The organism is Geodermatophilus sp. SYSU D00703 (assembly GCF_054050155.1).
The window spans coordinates 58176-77845 of the sequence record NZ_JBJGYU010000019.1; the positions used below are offsets into that span (position 1 = coordinate 58176).

The following is a 19670-nucleotide window of genomic DNA, read 5'->3' on the forward strand; positions in this document are numbered from 1 at the left end:
CCGGGCAATGCCCCCCACCGCGCCGATGGGTCAGCGCTCCCGGGAGATCCAGCCGCCGCGGTGCAGCCGCTCGGCGCCGTCCAGCAGGAGGTCGAGGGCGAACTCGAACTCGAACTGCTCGTCGCACCCCGAGCCGACGGCGGTCAGGTCGCCGCCGGTGGCGGCCGTGGCGATCGCCAGGATGCTCGGGTACCGCTGCGCCAGCGCCGCCTGCTCCTCCGGATCGGGGCCCGGCGCGCCCGGGTCCTGCGGCTCCTCGAACAACTCTGGGCTGAACCCCCAGATGCGGTTGCCCAGGGCGTGCATCACGTGGTGGGTCAGGTCCGGGGAGAGTCCGCCGGCGATGAAGGTGCCGGCCACCGCGTCCATGTACGCGAGCACGACCGGCGTCCGCCGGGTGCGTGACTCGATGGCCTGCCGCGCCCAGGGGTGGTGGAGCACGGCGCGGCGCGCCGACAGGACCCGCTGCCGGACGGCGCCCCTCCAGTCCAGCGCCGGGTCCGGCGGCTCGATCTCGCCGAGGACGGCGTCGACCATGCCGTCGAGCAGCTCCTCCTTGTCCGCGACGTGCTTGTAGAGCGCCATCGGGACGACGCCGAGCTGCTGCGCCAGCCTGCGCATGCTCACCGCGGTGATCCCCGCCTCGTCGGCCAGGTCGACCGCGGCGCGCAGCACGCGGCCCCGGTTGAGCGGTTCGCGCCGCCCGGGCATCGCCGTCCTCCAGGGCTTGACGGGTGTACAGCGTACACCTACCGTACCGGACACCTGGTGTACGCCGTACACCTCCAACGGAGGGAATCCACCGTGACCTCCACGCGCCAGTGGGCGACCCTGGTCGGCCTGGTCCTGCTCAGCGCCGTCCCCGTGCTGGCCGGAGCCGCCCGGGTGGGCCAGATCACCGGCGGCGCCCAGATCACGGCGGACAACGCCCGCTTCCTCGCCTCGCCGGCACCGCTGCTCGTGCACGTCGTCGGCGCGACCGTCTTCTGCCTGCTCGGGGCGTTGCAGTTCGCGCCCGCCCTCCGCCGGCGCCGGCCTCGCTGGCACCGCGTCGCCGGGCGGGTGCTGGTCCCGTGCGGCCTGGCCGCGGCGCTGTCCGGGGTGTGGATGGCGCTGGCCTACGAGCGGCCACCGGCGGACGACGTGCTGCTGACCCCGATGCGCCTGGTCTTCGGCGGAGCCATGGCCGGCTGCCTCCTCCTCGGCGTCGCCGCGATCCGCCGTCGGGACGTCGCTGCCCACCGCGCCTGGATGGCCCGCGGCTACGCGATCGGGCTGGGCGCGGGCACCCAGGTGCTGACCCACCTGCCGTGGACGCTGCTCGTCGGCCAGCCGAGCGGGACCCCTCGGGTGCTGCTGATGCTCGCCGGCTGGGTGGTCAACCTGGTGGTGGTCGAGTGGGCGCTCCGCAGGCGGGGTCAGGCGGCCACGGCGGTGACGAACGTGCAGATCCCGTCGCCGCGGGTGGCCCGCGCCCGCAGGCCGAACAGCCGCAGCACCGCCATCTCGACCCGGTAGGCGACGCGGGTGAGCCCGCTGTAGAAGGTGTCGCCCGCGTTGGTCACCTCGATCCGGTCGAAGCCGGCCAGGCGGATGTGCTCGGTGAGCATCCAGTCGGGGAGGATCGTGATGTGCCCGGGTGAGTGGTAGAACTCCGGCCCGAAGATGTACGGCGAGCCCACCAGGAAGTTCTTCAGCCGCGAGTGCGGGTGGGACACGTTCGGCGTGCTGACCAGGAGCCGGTCGCCCGGCCGGAGCAGGGACCGGATCTGCCGCAACACCTGGCGCGGGTTCTCCACGTGCTCCAGCGTCTCGACGCAGACGACCATGTCGAAGGGACCGCGGGTGTCGTCGGTCCACTCGGGGTCGTCCAGGTCGAGGCGGGCGATCCAGTCGTGCGGCGGGTCGAGGTCGGTCGGGACGACGTCGATGCCCGCGTCGCGCATGCGCAGCGCCAGCGCGCCGCAGCCGGAGCCGACCTCGAGGACCCGGCCGCCGTCCGGCAGCCCGCGCCGCACCAGTTCGACGGCGTACTCGTGCACGCCCGGCGCGGCGTGGATGCCGTGCCCCTCGTACGAGCGCACGGCTTCGGTGCGCCCGCCGCTCCGCTGCTCAGCGACTGCCATCAGCCCAGCCTGGCACAGCGACCCGCCGCCCACCCGCGGGCACGCGCCGACGACGTCCACTCACTCCGCCGCGGCCGCGACCTCCTCGCGCTCGACCGGCCTCCCGACCACGCCGTGCAGGTGGCAGGCGGCCGACTGCCCGGCCGCGCCGACCGGCTGGAGCGCGGGGTCGACGTCCGGGCACGGCTCGAACGCGTACGGGCACCGGGTGCGGAAGCGGCAGCCGCTGGGCACGTCCGCCGGCGAGGGGACGTCGCCGCGCAGCACGATCCGCCGCCGGTTGCGCTGCAGCCCGGGGTGCGGCACCGGGACCGCGGACAGCAGCGCCTGGGTGTAGGGCATCTGCGGATCGGCGCCGACCGCCGACGCCGGCCCCACCTCGACGATCCGGCCCAGGTACATCACCGCGATGCGGTCGGAGACGTGCCGGACGGCGGACAGGTCGTGCGAGATGAACAGCAGGGTCAGCCCCAGCTGCCGCTGCAGCCGGCGCAGCAGGTTGAGGACCTGCGCCTGCACGCTGACGTCGAGGGAGGCGATCGCCTCGTCGCAGACCAGGAAGTCCGGCTCCCCGGCCAGCGCGCGGGCGATGCCGACCCGCTGCCGCTGGCCGCCGGAGAACTCGTGCGGGTAGCGGCCCGCGACGGCGGGGTCCAGGCCCACGAGCTCCAGCAGCTCGGCGACCCGCTGCGCCCGCTCCCGCCGGCCGCCGTGCAGGCCGTGCACCTCCAGCGGCTCGGCCACCGTCTGCGCGACCGTCCGGCGGGGGTCGAGCGAGGCGAACGGGTCCTGGAACACCATCCCGGCCCGGCGGCGCAGGTCGCGCAGCCCGCGCTTGCCCAGCGCTGTCACGTCGATCCCGTCGAAGGTGACCGTGCCGCCGGTGGGGGGCACCAGCCGGAGCAGCGCGTTGCCCAGGGTGGACTTCCCGCAGCCGGACTCCCCCACCAGCCCCAGCGTCTCGCCGCGGTGGACGTCGAGGTCCACGCCGTCGACCGCGCGCAGCACCCCGGTGGGCCGCCGGAGGGCGCCGCCGGAGCGGATGGGGAAGTGCACCTCCAGTCCCCGCGCGGAGAGCAGCACGTCAGAGCTCATGCGCCCTCCGAACACCAGGTGGCCGCCCGGTGCGGCAGCGTCCCCGCCGACACGGACCGCCGGCTCCCGGACGGGCGGAGATGGCCGTTCCCGCCCCCACCGACGAGGGTGAGGGGCGGCTGCTCGGTCTCGCAGCGCGGGTCGGCGCGCACCGGGCAGCGCGGCCAGAAGACGCACCCGGGCGGCAGGTCGGTCGGCGCGGGCGGCACGCCGGGCACGGTGGCGAGCTCGCCGCCGTCCGCCGTGGTGAGGTCGGGCAGCGCGCCGAGCAGGCCGCGTGTGTACGGGTGCGCCGGGCGCTCGAGGACGTCGTCCACCGTGCCGTCCTCCACGCAGCGGCCGCCGTACATGACCAGCACCCGGTCGGCGATCCCCGCGACGACGCCGAGGTCGTGGGTGATCCAGACGACCCCGGTGCCGTGGTCGGCCTGCAGCTTCTCGACCAGGTCGAGGATCTGCGCCTGCACGGTGACGTCGAGGGCCGTGGTCGCCTCGTCGGCGATGAGCAGCGCCGGCGAGTTGGACAGCGCGATGGCGATCATCACCCGCTGCCGCATGCCGCCGGAGAGCTCGTGCGGATAGCGGTCCAGCGCCCGCTGCGGATCGGGCAGGCCGACCTCGGCGAGCAGCTCGGCCGCGCGCTGCCGGGCCGCCGTCTTCGGCACCTCCGAGTGCGCCCGGATGCCCTCGACCAGCTGCCGGCCGACGGTCAGGACCGGGTTGAGCGAGGTCATCGGGTCCTGGAAGACCATGCCCACGCCCGGACCGCGCACCTCGCGCAGCCGCTCGGGGCGCATGGTGAGCAGGTCCTCCCCGTGCAGCAGCGCCCGCCCGGTCACCGTGGCGACCCGCGGCGGCAGCAGCCCGAGCAGCGCCAGCACCGAGACGCTCTTGCCGCTGCCCGACTCCCCGACCACGGCGACGGTCTCCCCCGCCCCGACCGTGTAGCCCAGCCCGTTGACCACGTGCGCCGTCCCGCGCGGCGTCCGCAGGTCCACGCGGAGGTCGGAGACCTCCAGCACCGGCTCGCTCACCGCCCACCCCCGGCCATCAGCGTCCGCTGCCGCGGGTCCAGGACGTCGCGCAGCCCGTCGCCGAGCAGGTTGAAGCACAGCACCGTCACGAAGATGGCCATGCCCGGGAAGAACGCCAGCCACCACGCGATGTCGATGAAGCCACGGCCCTCGGCCAGCATCAGCCCCCAGGACGGGTTCGGCGGCTGGGTGCCCAGGCCGAGGAAGGACAGCGCCGCCTCGGCCAGGACGGCGAACGCCAGGCTGATCGAGGTCTGCACGATGATCGGCGGCGCGGCGTTGGGCAGCACGTGCCGGGTGAGCAGCCGGAAGTCCGACGCGCCCACGGACCGCGACGCCCGCACGTACACCTCCTCCCGGACGCCCAGCACGCTGGCGCGGGTGACCCGGGCGAAGATCGGCACGTAGACGATCCCGATGGCCAGCGCGGTGTTGCCCGACCCCGGGCCGCGGACGGCGAGCACGGCGATCGCCAGCAGCACCGCGGGGAAGGCGAACAGCACGTCCATGAACCGCATCAGGACGTCGTCCACCCACCGGCCGTAGAAGCCGGCCAGCAGCCCGATGAGGCTGCCCACCACCAGCGCGATCGCCACCGCGAGGAACCCGACCCGCAGGGACACCGCGGCCCCCAGGATGACCCGGCTGAGGATGTCGCGGCCCAGGTCGTCGGTGCCGAACGGGTGCTCGGGGCTGGGCGGCTGGAGCCGGTCCTCGACGTCGATCTCGTTGGCCGCGCTGGGTGCCAGCGCCTCGTCGAAGACCGCCATGAGCACGATCAGGAGCAGCACCGTCGCCGCGACCGCCGCCGTCGGGTTGCGGGCGAGCAGGCCAAGCGTCTCCCGCCACCGCGGCCGGGCCGGGCGGAGGGGGACGGACGCCACCTGCGCGGTCATCGCAGCAGGCCTCGGCTGTGTCATCGCAGCAGGCCTCGGCTGTGTGTCATCGGCGGATCCGCGGGTCGATGGCGGTGTAGAGCAGGTCGACCACCAGGTTGATCACCAGGAACACCAGCGCGAAGAGCAGGATCGCGCCCTGCAGCACCGGGTAGTCGCGCGCCTGCACCGCCTGCAGCGCCAGCTGCCCCAGGCCGGGCCAGGCGAAGACGATCTCCACGACGACGACGCCGGAGAGCAGGTAGGCCAGCTGGACGCCGGTGACGGTGACCAGCGGCAGCAGCGCGTTGCGCAGCACGTGCCAGCCGAAGACGTGCCGCGACGGGAGGCCCTTGGCCTGCGCCGTCCGGACGTGGTCGGCACCCCGCGCCTCCAGCACGCTGGAGCGCACGAACCGGGTGATCACCGAGCCGGACACCACACCGACGACGAGCGCCGGCATCACCAGCCGCTCCAGCCAGCCGACCGGGTCCTCGGTCAGCGGGACGTAGCCGCCCGAGGGCAGCCAGCCCAGCGTCCCGGCGAAGACCAGGATGAGCACGATCGCCATCCAGAAGTCCGGCACCGAGATGCCGATCTGGCTGAGCACCGTGGCGACCCGGTCGACGACCGAGCGGGGGTGCAGCGCCGACAGCGTGCCCAGCGGGACGGCGATCAGCAGGGCGACCAGGATCGAGGCGAACGCCAGGGTCAGCGTCGCGGGCAGCCGCTCGGCGATCAGCGAGGTGACCGTCTCCCCGCTGCGGAAGCTGACCCCCAGGTCGCCGGTGAGCGCGCGGCCGGACCAGCCGAGGAACTGCTCGGCCAGCGGCTGGTCGAGGCCGGCCCGCGCCCGCAGCGCGTCGTAGGTCTCCTGGTCGAACCGGGTGCCCAGCGCGAGCCGGACCGGGTCGCCCGGGACCAGGTGGACCAGGGCGAACACGATCACGCTCACCCCCGCCAGCACGACGACGGACTGGCCGGTGCGGCGGAGCAGGTAGCCGGTCAGGGCAGCTCCACGGTCTCGAAGTTGATCGCCTTGTCCGCCCGGATCTGGTAGCCCGCCAGGCCCGGCGCCCACGCCTGCACCACGTCGGGGTTGTAGAGGTACAGGTAGGAGACGTCGTCGACGATGAGCTGCGCGGCCTGGTCGTAGGCCTGCTTGCGCGCGGCGTCGTCGGTGGCGGTGGCCCCCTGCTGCAGCAGGGCGTCGACCTCCGGGTTGCTGTATCCCTGGTAGTTGTTCGAGCCGCCGGTGACGTGCTGCTCCTGGTAGTACGCGGCCGGGTCGAGGTTGCCCAGCCAGCCGAGCAGGAAGGCGTCGAAGTCCCCCTGGCCCTGCCGGTCGAGCCAGGTGGCGAAGTCGAGGGTCTCGATCTCGACGGTGATGCCGACCTCCTCCAGCTGACTGGCGACCACCTGCGCCGCGGTGACGGTCTCGGGGAACTCGTCGGTGACCATCAGGCCCATCGTCAGGGGGGTCTGCACGCCGGCCTGCGCCAGCAGCTGCCGGGCCTGGTCGGGGTCGCGGTCGAACGGGGCGTAGTCGGAGTAGAAGAAGCTGTCCTGCGGGATGGCCGTCTGGTTGGGCTGCGCCGCGCCGAACCACGCCGCCTCGGCGACCGCCGCCCGGTCGACGGCGAAGGAGATCGCGCGCCGGACGTCGCGGTTGTCGAACGGCGGGCGCTCGTAGTTCATGGACATGTACCAGTAGTCGACGCTGGGCGTCGTCTGCAGCTCGATGGAGTCGTCGCCCTCCAGCGACTCGATCTGCTGCGGCGGGATGTTGTCGGTCCACTGGACCTCGCCGTTCTGCAGCGCGGTGAGCGCGGCGGCCGGCTCGGTGATGTAGCGGAACTCGACGCCGTCGACGCTCGGCGCACCGCCCCAGTGGTCCTCGTACGCGGTCAGCACGGTGCTGCTGGCGTCGGAGCTCTCCAGCCGGAACGGCCCGGTCCCGACCGCCTCGGTGGTCAGGTCGACCTGGTCGGCCGCGCCGTCGGGCAGGATCGCCATCCCCTTGAACGAGCCGATCCGCTCCAGCAGGTTCGGCGTCGGCTGGCTGAGCCGGAGGACGACGGTCTGCGGGTCGGGCGCCTCGACCGCGGTGACGTTGGCAAAGCGGTAGGCGTTGCTCAGCTCCTCGTCGATGATCCGCCGGTAGGAGTAGACGACGTCGGCGGAGTCGAACTCGCTGCCGTCGTGGAAGGTGACCCCGTCGCGCAGGGTGAACGTCCAGGTCAGCCCGTCCTCGCTGGTCTCCCACTCCGTCGCCAGGCTCGGCTCCATCGTGAGGTCCTCGGGGTTGGGGACGACGAGGGTGTCGTAGACGTTCTCCAGCACCTGGAAGCTGGGGTAGGCCGTGGTGACGTGCGGGTCGAACTGGTCGGGCTGGGCCGCGACCGCCGCCACGAGCACGTTGTCGCCACCGCCCCCGCCGCCCCCGCCGCCCCCGCCGGTGTCGACGCTCTCACCGCCACCGCAGGCGCTGAGCACGAGCGCGCCGGCAGCGAGCAGGGGCAGGAGTCGGTTGCTGCGCACGGGGTCCTCCGGGCGGGCTCGGGAGCGGCGTCCTGCCCCTGACCCTGGACCCGCCGGCCCGACCTCGCAGGTCGGAGTGACGATCGTTGCCCGCCCGTGACGAGACCGTCATGCCTCGCCGGGGATGGCCCGGCGCAGGTCGTCGGGGTCGCACTCGCGGGTCGGTCGCGCCCACGCCCCCAGCTCAGCGGAGACGCCGCCCGCCCGCACCCGGTCCGCGATCACGGCGCCGTGACCACCGGGGGAGCTCCGGGTGTGGTCACGGCGCCATGATCGGCGGGGTGAAGCCGTTCAGAGCGGCCGGACGGTTCCCAGCAGGTGGTCGGCGCCGGACGTGGGGTTGCGGACGGCGAGGTCCCAGCCCCCCTCGGCCGGCGCCGCGCTCAGCGTCACCGTCGACGGCAGGAACAGCGGCTTCTTGAAGACGACGTCGGCGACCAGCGTCTCGGGCAGCCGGCCCGACAGGGCTGCGAGCGCCCGCGCCTCCACCCACATGCCATGCGCGATCGCCCGCTTGAAGCCGAACGCCTTCGCGGCCAGCGCCGACAGGTGGATGGGGTTCACGTCGCCGGAGACCTTGGCGTAGCGGCGTCCGGTGTCGTCGGCCACCGGCCAGCGGATGGTGCCCTCGGGCAGGGTCCCGACGGTCACGTCGACGTCGGCGTCCGGGGCGCCGTCGGGAGCCGACGCGCCGCGCGCCAGGTACGTCGACCGGCCGCGCCACACCTCCGCGCCCCCCGCGGACACCGATGCGCACAGGTCCACGGTGGCGCCGCTGCGGTGCCGGGCGAACCGATCGGCCCAGACCGCGAGGTCGAGGGCCTCCTCCGCCGCGAGGGGGCGGAGCACGTCGATCCGGTTGCGGACGTGCACCAGACCGGGCAGCGCCAGCGGGAACGCGCGGTCGGCCATCAGTTCGACCTGCAGCGGGAAGGTGAGGACGTGCGGGTACGTGGCCGGCAGCGCGTCGGCCAGCGGGAAGTCGCAGACCCGGGCGTAGGCGGCGACGGCGGCCGGGTCCACGGCCACGCCGGTGCGGGTCAGCCGGGTGCCGGGCAGGTCCCCGCCCCGGCCGCGCGCGGTCAGCGCGGCCCGGGCGAACAGGGCGGGCAGCCTCGGCGGCCGGGCCGGTTCGGTCATCGTCAGGCCCCCGGCATCGACTGGCCGCAGACCCGCACGACCTGGCCGTTGACGCCGGCAGAGGCCGGCTGCGCCAGCCAGGCGATGGTCTCGGCGACGTCGACGGGCAGGCCGCCCTGCTGCAGCGAGTTGATCCGCGACCCGACCTCGCGGGTGCCGAACGGCATCCTCGCGGTCATCTCCGTGACGATGAAGCCCGGCGCGACCGCGTTGATCGTCGCGCCGCGGTCGGCGAAGGCCGGCGCCCAGGCCCGCACCATGCCGATCACCCCGGCCTTGGACGCCGCGTAGTTGGTCTGCCCGCGGTTGCCGGCGATGCCGGACTGCGAGCTCACCGCGATCACCCGCGCGCCGGGCCGCAGCACGCCCTCGGCGTCCAGCAGGGCCCGGGTCAGGTCGAGCTGGGCCTGCAGGTTCACCGCCATCACCGCGTTCCAGCGGTCGGCGTCCATGTTGACCAGCAGCTTGTCGCGGGTGATGCCGGCGTTGTGGACGACGACGTCGACCCCGCCGTGGCGCTCGCGCAGGTGGGCGATCAGCCGGTCCGCGGCGTCCGGCGCGGTGATGTCGAGCTGCAGCGCCGTCCCGCCGACCTCGTTGGCCACCTCGGCGAGCGCCTGGCCGGCGGCCGGGACGTCGACGGCGACCACGTGCGCGCCGTCCCGGGCCAGCACCCGGGCGATGGCGGCGCCGATGCCGCGCGCGGCCCCTGTGACGACGGCGACCCTGCCGGCCAGGGGGCGCTCCTGGTCGGTCGCGGCCGGGACGTCGGCGGGGCCGAGCGTGACGACCTGGCCGTCGACGTAGGCCGAGCGGCCGGACAGGAAGAACCGGACCGGGCTCCCGACCGCGGCCCCGGCCCCCTCGGGCACGTACAGCAGGTTCGCCGTCGCGCCGTCGCGCAGCTCCTTGGCCACCGAGCGGACCAGGCCCTCCAGCGCCTGCCGGGCGGCGGCGGTGGCGGGGTCGGTCGTCGCCGCCGGCGGGTCGGCCAGCACGAGCACCCGGCCCGACGGCCCCAGCCGCTTCACCGCGGGCGCGAGGACGGCGTGCGCGGCGGCGAGGTCGGCCGGGCCGGCGACTCCGGTGGCGTCGAGCAGCACCGCGCCCAGCCGCTCGCCGTCGGACTCCGGCAGCACGGGGACCCCGGCGTCCTCGAGCAGCGTGGTGAGGGCCTTCGCCAGCCGGCCCGATCCCGCCGTGCCGACCACCGCCGGCCCGGGCAGCAGCGGGGCGCCCGGCTCGTGCCGGCGGAGCACGGCCGGGCGGGGCAGGCCGAGCTGCCGGGTGATCGCCGTCCCGACGCCGGAGTTGGCGAACTCGCGGTACCAGTCGCTCACGGGGTGCTCCTTCACGACTCGAGGATCGCGACGACGCCCTGGCCGCCGGCCGCGCAGATGGAGATCAGGCCGCGCCTGCCGGGTCCGGCCTCGTGCAGCAGCTTGGCCAGCGTCGCGACGATGCGGCCGCCGGTCGCGGCGAACGGGTGCCCGGCCGCCAGCGACGAGCCGGCGACGTTGAGCTTCTCCCGGTCGATCGAGCCGAGCGGGGCGTCCAGGCCGAGCCGCTCCTTGCAGAACGCGGGGTCCTCCCACGCCTTCAGCGTCGCCAGGACGGTGGACGCGAACGCCTCGTGGACCTCGTAGAAGTCGAAGTCCTGCAGGGTCAGGCCGTTGCGGGCCAGCAGCACCGGGACGGCGTAGGCCGGCGCCATGAGCAGGCCCTCGCCGCCGTGCACGTGGTCGACCGCGGCGGTCTGCGCGTCGACGAGGTGGGCGAGCACGGGCAGCCCGCGCGCGGCGGCCCACTCGTCGGAGGCCAGCAGCACCGCCGAGGCGCCGTCGGTCAGCGGCGTGGAGTTGCCCGCCGTCATGGTGCCGTGCTCCCCGCCGAACACCGGCTTCAGCTCCGCCAGCTTCTCCACGGAGGTGTCCGGCCGCAGGTTCTGGTCGCGGGTCAGCCCGAGGTAGGGGGTGACCAGGTCGTCGAAGAAGCCGCGGTCGTAGGCGGCGGCGAGGTTGCGGTGGGAGCGGACGGCGAACTCGTCCTGCTCCGGTCGGCCGATGTCCCACTGCGCGGCGGTGATCGCGGCGTGGTCGCCCATCGACAGGCCGGTGCGCGGCTCGGCGTTGCGCGGGACCTCGGGCACGAGCATCCCCGGGCGGACGCCGGCGAGGGCCTTCAGCCGCTGCTGGACCGTCTTGGCGCTGCCGAGCGTGATCAGCAGGCGGCGCATCTCGTCGTGGATGGCCAGCGGGGCGTCGGAGGTGGTGTCGACGCCGCCGGCGATGCCCGACTCGATCTGCCCGAGGGCGATCTTGTTGGCGACCAGGACAGCCGCCTCCAGGCCGGTGCCGCACGCCTGCTGCACGTCGTAGGCGGGGGTGGCGGCCGACAGCCGGGAGCCGAGCACGGACTCCCGGGTCAGGTTGAAGTCCCGCGCGTGCTTGAGGACGGCGCCGGCGACGACCTCGCCCAGCCGGACGTCCTGCAGGCCGAAGCGCGCGACCAGCCCGTCGAGCGTGGCCGTGAGCATGTCCTGGTTGGACGCCTGCGCGTAGGCGGAGTGGGACCGGGCGAAGGGGATGCGGTTGCCGCCGACGATCGCGGCCTTCCGGGTCTGCGGAGCCATCGGGGACCTCCGGGGTCGCGGGGGTGCCGGCCGAAGTGGCCACTTCGGCCGAACGCGGTGTGCGGGACCGACGGTATCAGGTACCGTGCGTACCGTGAAACGGACGGCTCCCCGCCGCGACCGGCGGAACTCGCGCTGGGACGAGCACCGCCGCGCCCGCCGCGAGCAGCTGGTCGACGCCACGCTCGCCGCGGTCGGCAAGCACGGCGCCGGCGTCGGCATGGACGAGATCGCCGCGGAGGCCGGCACCAGCAAGACCGTCGTCTACCGGCACTTCGCCGACCGCACGGAGCTGCACGTCGCCGTCTGCGCCCGCGTGGCCGGCCACCTCACCGCCAAGCTGCGCGAGGCCGTGACCAGCACCGACGAGCCGCGGCAGATGGTCGCCACCGCCGTCGAGACCTACCTGGCGTTCCTCGAGGCCGACCCCGAGGTCTACCGGTTCGTCGTGGCCCACCCGCTGGTGGACCGGCCGGTCGCCAGCGACCCGATCAGCACCCTCTCCCACCTCGTGGGCGACCAGGCCGCGGCGCTGATGGGCGTGGCCCTGGAGCAGGCCGGCCGCGATCCGTCGGCGGCCCAGCCCTGGGGGCACGGCCTGGTGGGCCTGGTCCGCTCCGCCGCGGACTGGTGGCTGCAGGCCGACCGCCCCATGCCGCGCGCCGACCTCGCCGCCCACCTCACCGACCTCGCCTGGGCCGGACTGTCCGGCGTGGTGACCCGCAAGGAGGAACCGTGACCACAGCTCTGCCGGCCAACGTCGACCCGAGGGCGCTGACCGAGGCGCTCGACGGGCGGTGGGCGCACGTGCGCCGCGACGCCCGCGAGCACCTGCACGACCCCGACTTCCTGCCGGTCCCCGGCGAGGACGTGCGCGCGGCGCGGGAGCGGGTCACTCGGGCGGCCCGCACGCTCGCCGCCTCCGGCCGCGTCGCCCGGGGCTTCCCGAAGGAGTACGGCGGCGAGGACGACGCCGGCGGCTCGGTCGTCTCGGTCGAGATGCTCGCCTTCCTCGACCTGTCGCTCATGGTGAAGGCCGGCGTCCAGTGGGGGCTGTTCGGCGGCGCCGTCCAGCTCCTCGGCACGCAGCGGCACCACGACGCGTACCTGCGCGACATCACGGGCTTCGACCTGCCCGGGTGCTTCGCGATGACCGAGACCGGGCACGGCTCCGACGTCCAGCAGCTGCGGACGACGTGCACCTACGACCCCGCCACGCAGACCTTCGACCTGCACACCCCGCACCAGGCCGCGCGCAAGGACTACATCGGCAACGCCGCGAAGGACGGCCGGATGGCGGTCGTCTTCGCCCAGCTGGTCACGCAGGGCCGGCGGCACGGGGTGCACGCGTGGCTGGTGCCGATCCGCGACGAGCACGGCCGTCCGATGCCGGGGGTCACGATCGAAGACGACGGGCCCAAGGCGGGCCTGAACGGCGTCGACAACGGCCGCCTGACCTTCGACCACGTGACCGTGCCGCGCGAGATGCTGCTCGACCGCTACGGGCAGGTCGCCGAGGACGGCTCCTACACCAGCTCCATCGAGAACGAGACCCGCCGCTTCTTCACCATGCTGGGCACGCTGGTGCGCGGCCGGGTCAGCGTCGGCGGCTCGGCGTCCTCGGCCACCCGGCTCGCCCTCGACATCGCCGTCCGGTACGGCGACGTCCGCCGGCAGTTCACCTCGCCCGGCGCCGACCGCGAGGTCGTCGTCAACGACTACCTCGTGCACCAGCGCAAGCTGCTGCCCGCCCTGGCCGCCACCTACGCGTACGCCTTCGCGCAGGAGGAACTGCTGGGCACGATGCACGACGTCCAGGCGGCGGACCAGCTCGACGAGCGGGCCCAGCGGGAGCTGGAGTCGCGCGCCGCCGGTCTCAAGGCGGTGCAGACCTGGCACGCCACCCGCACCATCCAGCTGTGCCGCGAGGCCTGCGGCGGGGCGGGCTACCTGCAGGAGAACCGGCTGCCGCACCTCAAGGCCGACACCGACGTCTTCACCACGTTCGAGGGCGACAACACCGTCCTGATGCAGCTGGTCGCCAAGGGTCTGCTCACCGGCTACCGCGACGCGTTCGGCTCGCTGGACGGCTGGGGCAAGGTCGGGTTCATCGCCGACATGGTCCGCGAGACCGTGCTGGAGCGGACGGCGGCCCGCGGGCTGATCGCCCGTCTCGTCGACGCCGTCCCCGGCCGGGACGACGAGGTGCCGCTGCTCGACCGCGGCTGGCAGCTCAAGGCGTTCGAGGACCGCGAGAAGCACACCCTGGAGAGCGCCATCCGCCGGCTGCGGAAGAACGCCGCGACCGACGGGATGGCCCCGTTCGACGTCTTCAACGACGTCCAGGACCACGTGCTGACCACCGCGCGGGCGCACATCGACCGGATTGTGCTGGAGGCCTTCGTGGCCGGCATCGAGCGGACGACGGACGACGGCGCGCGGGCCCTGCTCGACCGCCTCTGCGACCTCTACGCGCTGTCGACGATCGAGGCCGACAAGGGCTGGTTCCTCGAGCACGGCCGGCTCACCCCGGCCCGCGCGAAGGTGCTGACCGCCACGGTGAACGCGCTGCTGAGGGAGCTGCGCCCGCACATGGGCACGCTGGTCGACGGGTTCGCCATCCCGGAGGACTGGAAGGCCGCGGCGATCCTGCGCGAGGAGCCGGGCCGGCAGGAGGCGATGCACGCCCACGACGCGGCTGCCTCCGTCGGCACGCTGCGCCGGGGGACGGCGACCTCGCTGGAGGTCGCGCCCGCCCAGTAGGAGGACCCCCTGCCCCCCGCTCGCGGGCTCCCGGCGGGGACCCTGCCCGGGGCCGCGGCGGGACACGCCGCGGCCGCCGGCAACAACCCCGTGATCGATGCGGAGACGGGCGCCCGTCAGCGGGCGGGTGGGCGCGGGAAGCCGCCGACCAGCCGCTCGAAGGCGTCCGCCACCTTCAGGCAGGTGGTGTCCTCGAACCGGCGGCCGACCAGCATCATGCCGACCGGCAGCCCCCGGGAGAGCCCGGCCGGGACGCTGGTGGCCGGGTGCCCGCTCACGTCGAACGGCGCGCAGTTGACGATCATCTCCAGCGCGCGGGCGACGCGGACCTCGATCGGGTCGTCCGGCGCCGGGATCTCCGGGGCGACCATCGGCACGGTGGGCATGACCAGCAGGTCGACGTCGGCCAGCGCGGCGTCGTACTGCCGGCGCACCTCGACCGCCAGGTTCTGCGCCATCGCGTAGTGCCGGGTCTGCTCCCGCTCCAGCGACCAGCGCCCGGCCAGGGCCACCGCGGTGACCGTCGGCGACCACCGGTCGACCACCTCCCGCCGCGTGCGGCCGTAGTGGGCGATCAGCTCCGGGTCGTAGCGGCCCTCGTAGTTCCACCCGTAGCCGTTGCCCTCGATCATCTGCACCGTCGCGCCGTCGGTGGCGATGACGTTCCAGACGTGCAGCGCGTGCCGGTGCCACGGCAGGTCGACGTCGACCACCTCGACGCCCAGCTCGCCCAGCCGGGCGGCCGCGGCCCGCACGGTCTCGTCCACGCCCGGCTCGGAGAGCTCCTCCCAGCCGAAGCCCTGGGCGACGACGCCGACCCGCAGGCCGGACACCTCCCCGCCGAGGGCGGCCGCGTACTGCTCGGGGACCAGGTCGGCGGGCTGCCGCGGGTCGTGCCCGTCGCGGCCGGCGAGGACGTCGAGCATCGCGGCGGCGTCGGCGACGGTGCGGGTCATCGGGCCGAGGTGGTCGAGGGTCAGCTCGATGGGGAACGCGCCGGTGTAGGGGACCAGACCGTGGGTCGGCTTGTGGCCGACGATGCCGGAGAACGCGGCCGGCATGCGGATCGACCCGCCCTGGTCCCCGCCGAGCGCCAGGTCCACCTCCCCGGAGGCGACCAGCGCGGCGCTGCCGCTGGAGCTCCCGCCGGTCGTGCGGGCGGGGTCCCAGGGATTGCGCACCGGGCCGGTGACCGAGGTGTGGCTGCCGCCGGAGAAGCAGAGGTCCTCGCAGACCGCCTTGCCGGCGACCGTCGCCCCGGCCTCGAGCAGGCGGGTCACCACGGTGGCGTCCTCGGCCGGGACGTACCCCTCGACGGTGTGCGAGCCGTTCATCATCGGGACGCCGGCGACGGCGACGTTGTCCTTGACGGCCACGGTCCGCCCGGCCAGCGGCCCCTCGGCCGCCCCGCGGATCTCGGTGGTCACGTACCAGGCGCCGAGCGGGTTGTCGGCGTCCGCGGGCCGGCTGCTGGGCCGGTCGGTGGGCGCCTGCGGGGCGATCTCCGCGTAGAGCTGCTCGACCGCGTCGTAGGAGCCGAGGAAGGCGGCGATGATCGGGGTGTAGGACGCCACCTCCTCGGGGGTGGGCTTCATGCCGTAGCTGGCCGCGAGGGCGGCCACCTCGTTCTCGTCCGGCGGGCGTACGGGCACGGCGGCCTCCAGGTGGACGGCGGGACGTGCTCCGCAAGCTAGTGACGCCGGACACCGCTGTCACCGTCGGCCGACCCGGTCGGCCCGGGGAGAATGTCGTGGCGTGGAGATCCTCGCGGCGGCGGCCGAGACGCTGCACGTGCCGGCGCCGTTCGACCTCGCCGCCATCGTCGTCGGGGCGCTGACCGGCGGGCTGCTGGCGGCGCGCGAGGGTTTCGCGGTCTCCGGCGTGCTCCTGCTCGCGGTGAGCGGCGGGCTCGGCGGCGGGCTCATCCGCGACGTCCTGCTCGCCGAGGGCCCGCCGGTGGCCCTGACCAACCCCGCGTACCTGCCGACCGTGGCCATCGCCGCGATGGTGACCTTCTACTTCTCCGGCTGGCTGTCGCGGCTGACCGGGCTGCTCGTCGTCCTCGACGCGGTCACGCTCGGCTTCTTCACGGTGATCGGCGCGCAGAAGGCGCAGCTCGCCGGCCTGCCCAGCGCGTCGGTGGTCTTCGTCGGCACGGTGACGGCGGTGGGCGGCGCCCTGATCCGCGACGTGCTGCTGGCCCAGCGCGCCGAGATCGTCCAGCCGGGGCCGTACAACGCCGTCGCCGCGCTGCTCGGTGCCGCCGTCCTCACGGTCCTGGCCGGGCCGCTGGGCCTCGGGCCCGTCCCGGTGGCGGCGGTGGTGATCCCCCTGGTGGCCGGGCTGCGGGTGCTGTCGGTGTGGCGCGGGTGGGAGGCGCCGGTCGCCGTCGACCTGCCCGGGCGGGCCCGCAGCCGGCTGGTCCGGGCCCGCGCCGCGCGCCCGGTGCGGGGCACCAAGCTGCGCCGCCGCGACCGCGCCTAGTCCCGGCGGTCGATGCCGACCTCCGGGTGCGCCGACGGCGCCGGCGCGATCCCCTCGGGCACCCCCTGCGGTCCGGCCTCGGGCGGGCGCGGCTCCCCCTGCGGGTGGAGGCGGACGGCGAGCAGCGCGACGTCGTCCTCGGCGTCGGGGAGGAACAGCCGCTCCAGCACCCGGTCGCAGAGCGCTTCCAGCGGCAGCCCGGCGGACTCCCGCAGCACGGCGACCAGCGCGGCCATCCCGGTGTCGAGGTCGCGGTCCCGCCGCTCGACGAGCCCGTCGGTGTAGAGCAGCAGCGTGCTGCCGGCGGCGAGGTCGACGACCCGGTCGGTCCGCGGCGCCGACGGCTTCACCCCGAGCAGCAGGTCGGCCGCCTCGTCGTCGAGCACCCGCACCCTGCCGTCCGGGTCGACCACGACCGGAGGCGGGTGCCCTGCGCTCGACCAGCGCAGCCGGGTGCGGTCGGCTCGGAGGTCGGCGCGGTCCTGCTCCAGCCGGGCGACCAGGGCGGTGGCCATCGTGTCCAGCGCCAGCCCGCGGATGGCGACGTCCAACTGGGCGAGCACCTGCGCCGGCGGGGCACCGCTGCTGGAGCTGATGCCGCGCAGCAGGCCGCGCAGCTGCCCCATCTCCGCGGCGGCGCGGCTGTCGTGGCCGACCACGTCGCCGATGACCAGCACCGTGGCACCGCCGGCCTCGAGGAAGGCGTCGTACCAGTCGCCGCCGATCTCCGCTCCCGCGGCCGCCGGCACGTAGCGCACGACGATCTCGCAGTGGTCCGGCTCGGGCGGTGCGGTGAGCATGCTGTGCTGCAGGGCCTGGGCCAGCGCGCGCTGCTGGCCGTACAGGCGGGCGTGGTGGACGGCGAGCCCGGCCCGGCGGCCCACCTCGACGGCGGTCTCGGCCTCGGCCGGCGTCTGCGGGCCGCGCTCGGCGCCGTTGAACAGCCCGAGCGCCCCGAGGGTCTGCCCTCGGGCGATGAGCGGCACGATCACCCCGGAGTCCAGCCCCAGCCGCATCAGCAGCTCCCGGGTGGCCGGCTCGGGGATGGCCCGCTCCACGCGCTCCCGGTCGATGTGCGGCAGGACCAGCGGGCGCCCGGAGCGGGTGACCACCTGCGCGGCCGCGTGCTCGGTCATCACCGCGACCATCGAGTGCACGTACAGCTCGAGCTCGGCGCGCAGGGACGGGTCGCGGTGCGCCGAGGCCATCTCGTGCAGCCGGCCCTGCTCGTCGGTGACGACCAGCCAGCACCAGTCGGCCAGCGTCGGGACGACGAGGTCGGCCAGCTGCTCGACCTGCTGGGTGATCTCGAGGCTGCCCGACAGCACCCGCCCGGCGTCGGCGAGGAGCTGCAGCCGGGCCGCGGCCTCGGTCATGGCGGTGACGGCGTCGGCCCGGACCGCGTCGGCCTGCAGCCGTGAGGCGGTCAGCGCGATCTGCGCGGTCAGCGCCTCCAGCAGCTCGAGGTCGGGCCCGCTGAAGGCGTGCTCGGTGGTCCAGACGACGATGAAGCTGCCGAGGACCCGCCCCTCGACCCGCAGCGGCAGCGCGGCCAGGGCCCGGGTGCCGAGCACCGCGTTGACCTCGGCCATCCGTGGGAAGCGCGCCTCGGCCTCGGCCGCGTCGGCGAACAGCAGCGCCTCGCCGTGCCGGGCGACGTACTGCATCGGCAGCCCGTCGTCCAGCGGCGTCTGCACTCCGCCGGCGGGCAGCTCGACGTCGGTCTCGCTCGCCACCGTGTCGACGATCCGCCGGGTCAGGTGCAGGTAGAGCTCCCCGTCCCGCGGGTCGAAGACGGCCAGCCCGATCGACTCCGCGCCGAGCACGCCGGCGCCGCGCAGCGCGATCTCGGCCAGCTGGGAGATCCGGGTGGCGTTGGCCAGCTCCGCGGCGACCTCGGCGATCGCGGCGGCCCGGCGGACGGCGTCGAACTCCCGGCTCGCCTGCTCGCGGATCTCGGTGACGTCGACGATCGTGCCGAGGATGCGCCGCGGCTCGCCGTCCGGCCCGGTCAGCACCCGCCCGCGGCTGCTCGTCCAGCGCACCGCGCCGTCGGCCCGCAGCACCCGCACCTCGACGGTGTACTGGGCCCGCGCCGCGATCGCGGCCTGCATGACCTCGGTCGACCGCGCCCGGTCCTCCGGGTGGACGTGCTCGCCGAACACCTGGTCCAGCGACCTGCGCACGGTGCGGTCGAAGCCGAAGATCGCCGCGCAGCGCTCGTCCCAGTCGATGGTGCCCGCGCGCAGGTCGATCTCCCAGATGCCGACCGAGCTGGCCTCCAGCGCCACCTCGAGCCGGGCCGCGGAGGCACCGGCCGCCGACCGGACGGCCGACAGCTCCAGCTCCGCGACGACCGACGCGGCCAGCTGCTGCAGCAGCGCGGCGTCGTCGTCGGACCAGGGCCGCGGCACCGGGTCGTACACCGCCAGGACGCCGACGACCGAGCCGGAGGCCGCGACCAGCGGTACCCCCAGGTAGGCGCCGACCTGTCCGGAGGTGACCGCGGGCAGCGCGGCGACCTCCGGGAGCGCCCGCGCGTCCGGCACGACCAGGGGCACTCCGCGGCGGACGGTCAGCGCCGACAGGGCTCCGGTGAGCAGCGCCCGCCCCCCGACCACGCCCGGTGGCAGGCCGTACCCGCCGACGACGGTGTCCTGGTCGGTGAAGAGGGTGACCTTGGCGTGCCCGGTGCCCAGCAGCCGCGCCGCCAGGCCGGAGAGCCGGTCGAAGGCGGCCGGCCCCGGCACCTCGACGGCCAGGCGGCGCGCAGCGGCGATGCGGTACGGGTCGTGCAGGACGTCGGTCTCCGACCGGAGGGACGCGGACTCCATCGCCACGACCCCCTGTTCCGCCGCTGCAGCGAACTCCCTGTTGAGCCGCGTCGTCCATGCTGACACGGCGTCGGGGAGCCGGACCGGATCGTCCCCCGTTCGCGCGTCCTCGGGGTTGCTCCCCCTCCCGGGTCACCCGGCAGCAC

The 19670-nt window shown here is 74.8% G+C and carries 16 protein-coding genes; 4 read left to right on the plus strand and 12 right to left on the minus strand.

What is annotated here, in order from left to right; genetic code table 11:
• Nucleotides 1-30 precede the first annotated feature (30 nt).
• Nucleotides 31-711, minus strand: coding sequence for a TetR/AcrR family transcriptional regulator (locus ACI782_RS17415; RefSeq protein ID WP_456911327.1), 681 nt, complete (start codon nucleotides 709-711; stop codon nucleotides 31-33).
• A gap of 93 nt (nucleotides 712-804) precedes the next feature.
• Here ACI782_RS17415 and ACI782_RS17420 point away from each other — a divergent pair, with 93 nt between their 5' ends.
• Nucleotides 805-1518, plus strand: a complete 714-nt coding sequence (locus ACI782_RS17420; protein ID WP_456911328.1) for a DUF2306 domain-containing protein — start codon at nucleotides 805-807, stop codon at nucleotides 1516-1518.
• On the opposite strand, the gene ACI782_RS17425 is transcribed toward ACI782_RS17420, so the two are convergent.
• The 9 genes from ACI782_RS17425 to ACI782_RS17465 form a co-directional block, all read right to left on the minus strand.
• The gene (locus ACI782_RS17425) at nucleotides 1419-2126 is read right to left on the minus strand and encodes a class I SAM-dependent methyltransferase (RefSeq protein ID WP_456911329.1); all 708 of its coding nucleotides are present in this window, start codon (nucleotides 2124-2126) and stop codon (nucleotides 1419-1421) included. The genes ACI782_RS17420 and ACI782_RS17425 overlap by 100 nt on opposite strands.
• A gap of 60 nt (nucleotides 2127-2186) precedes the next feature.
• Nucleotides 2187-3221, minus strand: a complete 1035-nt coding sequence (locus ACI782_RS17430) for an ABC transporter ATP-binding protein (protein ID WP_456911330.1) — start codon at nucleotides 3219-3221, stop codon at nucleotides 2187-2189.
• Nucleotides 3218-4255: an ABC transporter ATP-binding protein gene (locus ACI782_RS17435; protein WP_456911331.1), complete on the minus strand. Its 1038-nt coding sequence runs from the start codon at nucleotides 4253-4255 to the stop codon at nucleotides 3218-3220. Before ACI782_RS17435 ends, ACI782_RS17430 begins: the two co-directional genes overlap by 4 nt.
• A complete protein-coding gene (locus ACI782_RS17440) occupies nucleotides 4252-5151 on the minus strand; it encodes an ABC transporter permease (RefSeq protein ID WP_456911332.1) in 900 nt (299 codons plus the stop codon). The genes ACI782_RS17435 and ACI782_RS17440 overlap by 4 nt, the downstream gene beginning before the upstream one ends.
• 46 nt (nucleotides 5152-5197) lie before the next feature.
• Nucleotides 5198-6139, minus strand: a complete 942-nt coding sequence (locus tag ACI782_RS17445; RefSeq protein ID WP_456911358.1) for an ABC transporter permease — start codon at nucleotides 6137-6139, stop codon at nucleotides 5198-5200.
• Complete coding sequence (locus ACI782_RS17450; protein WP_456911333.1) at nucleotides 6136-7671, minus strand: ABC transporter substrate-binding protein; 1536 nt, start codon at nucleotides 7669-7671, stop codon at nucleotides 6136-6138. Before ACI782_RS17450 ends, ACI782_RS17445 begins: the two co-directional genes overlap by 4 nt.
• Nucleotides 7672-7962: 291 nt before the next feature.
• Nucleotides 7963-8811 (minus strand): MaoC family dehydratase, encoded by an 849-nt coding sequence (locus tag ACI782_RS17455; RefSeq protein ID WP_456911334.1) that lies wholly within the window; start codon nucleotides 8809-8811, stop codon nucleotides 7963-7965.
• Between the two features lie 2 nt (nucleotides 8812-8813).
• On the minus strand, nucleotides 8814-10151 hold the full coding sequence (locus ACI782_RS17460) for a 3-oxoacyl-ACP reductase (protein WP_456911335.1): 1338 nt from the start codon (nucleotides 10149-10151) through the stop codon (nucleotides 8814-8816).
• An 11-nt stretch (nucleotides 10152-10162) separates the two neighbouring features.
• A complete protein-coding gene (locus tag ACI782_RS17465; protein WP_456911336.1) occupies nucleotides 10163-11443 on the minus strand; it encodes an acetyl-CoA C-acetyltransferase in 1281 nt (426 codons plus the stop codon).
• Between the two features lie 94 nt (nucleotides 11444-11537).
• Between ACI782_RS17465 and ACI782_RS17470 the strand changes: the two genes are divergently transcribed.
• Both ACI782_RS17470 and ACI782_RS17475 read left to right on the plus strand, forming a co-directional pair.
• Nucleotides 11538-12182 carry a TetR family transcriptional regulator gene (locus tag ACI782_RS17470; RefSeq protein ID WP_456911337.1) on the plus strand — a complete coding sequence of 215 codons (645 nt, stop codon included), beginning with the start codon at nucleotides 11538-11540 and terminating at the stop codon, nucleotides 12180-12182.
• Entirely contained in the window at nucleotides 12179-14206 is a 2028-nt protein-coding gene (locus ACI782_RS17475) for an acyl-CoA dehydrogenase family protein (protein WP_456911338.1), read from the plus strand. Before ACI782_RS17470 ends, ACI782_RS17475 begins: the two co-directional genes overlap by 4 nt.
• A 116-nt stretch (nucleotides 14207-14322) precedes the next feature.
• Here ACI782_RS17475 and ACI782_RS17480 read toward each other — a convergent pair whose 3' ends face one another.
• Nucleotides 14323-15858 carry an amidase gene (locus ACI782_RS17480; protein ID WP_456911339.1) on the minus strand — a complete coding sequence of 512 codons (1536 nt, stop codon included), beginning with the start codon at nucleotides 15856-15858 and terminating at the stop codon, nucleotides 14323-14325.
• Nucleotides 15859-15961: 103 nt separating this feature from the next.
• On the opposite strand from ACI782_RS17480, the gene ACI782_RS17485 reads away from it, so the two are divergent.
• On the plus strand, nucleotides 15962-16690 hold the full coding sequence (locus tag ACI782_RS17485) for a trimeric intracellular cation channel family protein (protein WP_456911340.1): 729 nt from the start codon (nucleotides 15962-15964) through the stop codon (nucleotides 16688-16690).
• Here the strand turns inward: ACI782_RS17485 and ACI782_RS17490 are convergent.
• The gene (locus ACI782_RS17490; protein ID WP_456911341.1) at nucleotides 16687-19524 is read right to left on the minus strand and encodes a SpoIIE family protein phosphatase; all 2838 of its coding nucleotides are present in this window, start codon (nucleotides 19522-19524) and stop codon (nucleotides 16687-16689) included. The two genes, ACI782_RS17485 and ACI782_RS17490, sit on opposite strands and share 4 nt — an antisense overlap.
• Between the last annotated feature and the right edge of the window lie 146 nt (nucleotides 19525-19670).

Coding starts and splice junctions, on each gene's coding strand:
- ACI782_RS17490 (WP_456911341.1), bottom strand. CDS start 19,524: ATGGAGTCCGCGTCCCTCCGGTCGGAGACCGACGTCCTGCACGACCCG.
- ACI782_RS17430 (WP_456911330.1), bottom strand. CDS start 3,221: ATGAGCTCTGACGTGCTGCTCTCCGCGCGGGGACTGGAGGTGCACTTC.
- ACI782_RS17415 (WP_456911327.1), bottom strand. CDS start 711: ATGCCCGGGCGGCGCGAACCGCTCAACCGGGGCCGCGTGCTGCGCGCC.
- ACI782_RS17465 (WP_456911336.1), bottom strand. CDS start 11,443: ATGGCTCCGCAGACCCGGAAGGCCGCGATCGTCGGCGGCAACCGCATC.
- ACI782_RS17440 (WP_456911332.1), bottom strand. CDS start 5,151: ATGACCGCGCAGGTGGCGTCCGTCCCCCTCCGCCCGGCCCGGCCGCGG.
- ACI782_RS17455 (WP_456911334.1), bottom strand. CDS start 8,811: ATGACCGAACCGGCCCGGCCGCCGAGGCTGCCCGCCCTGTTCGCCCGG.
- ACI782_RS17425 (WP_456911329.1), bottom strand. CDS start 2,126: ATGGCAGTCGCTGAGCAGCGGAGCGGCGGGCGCACCGAAGCCGTGCGC.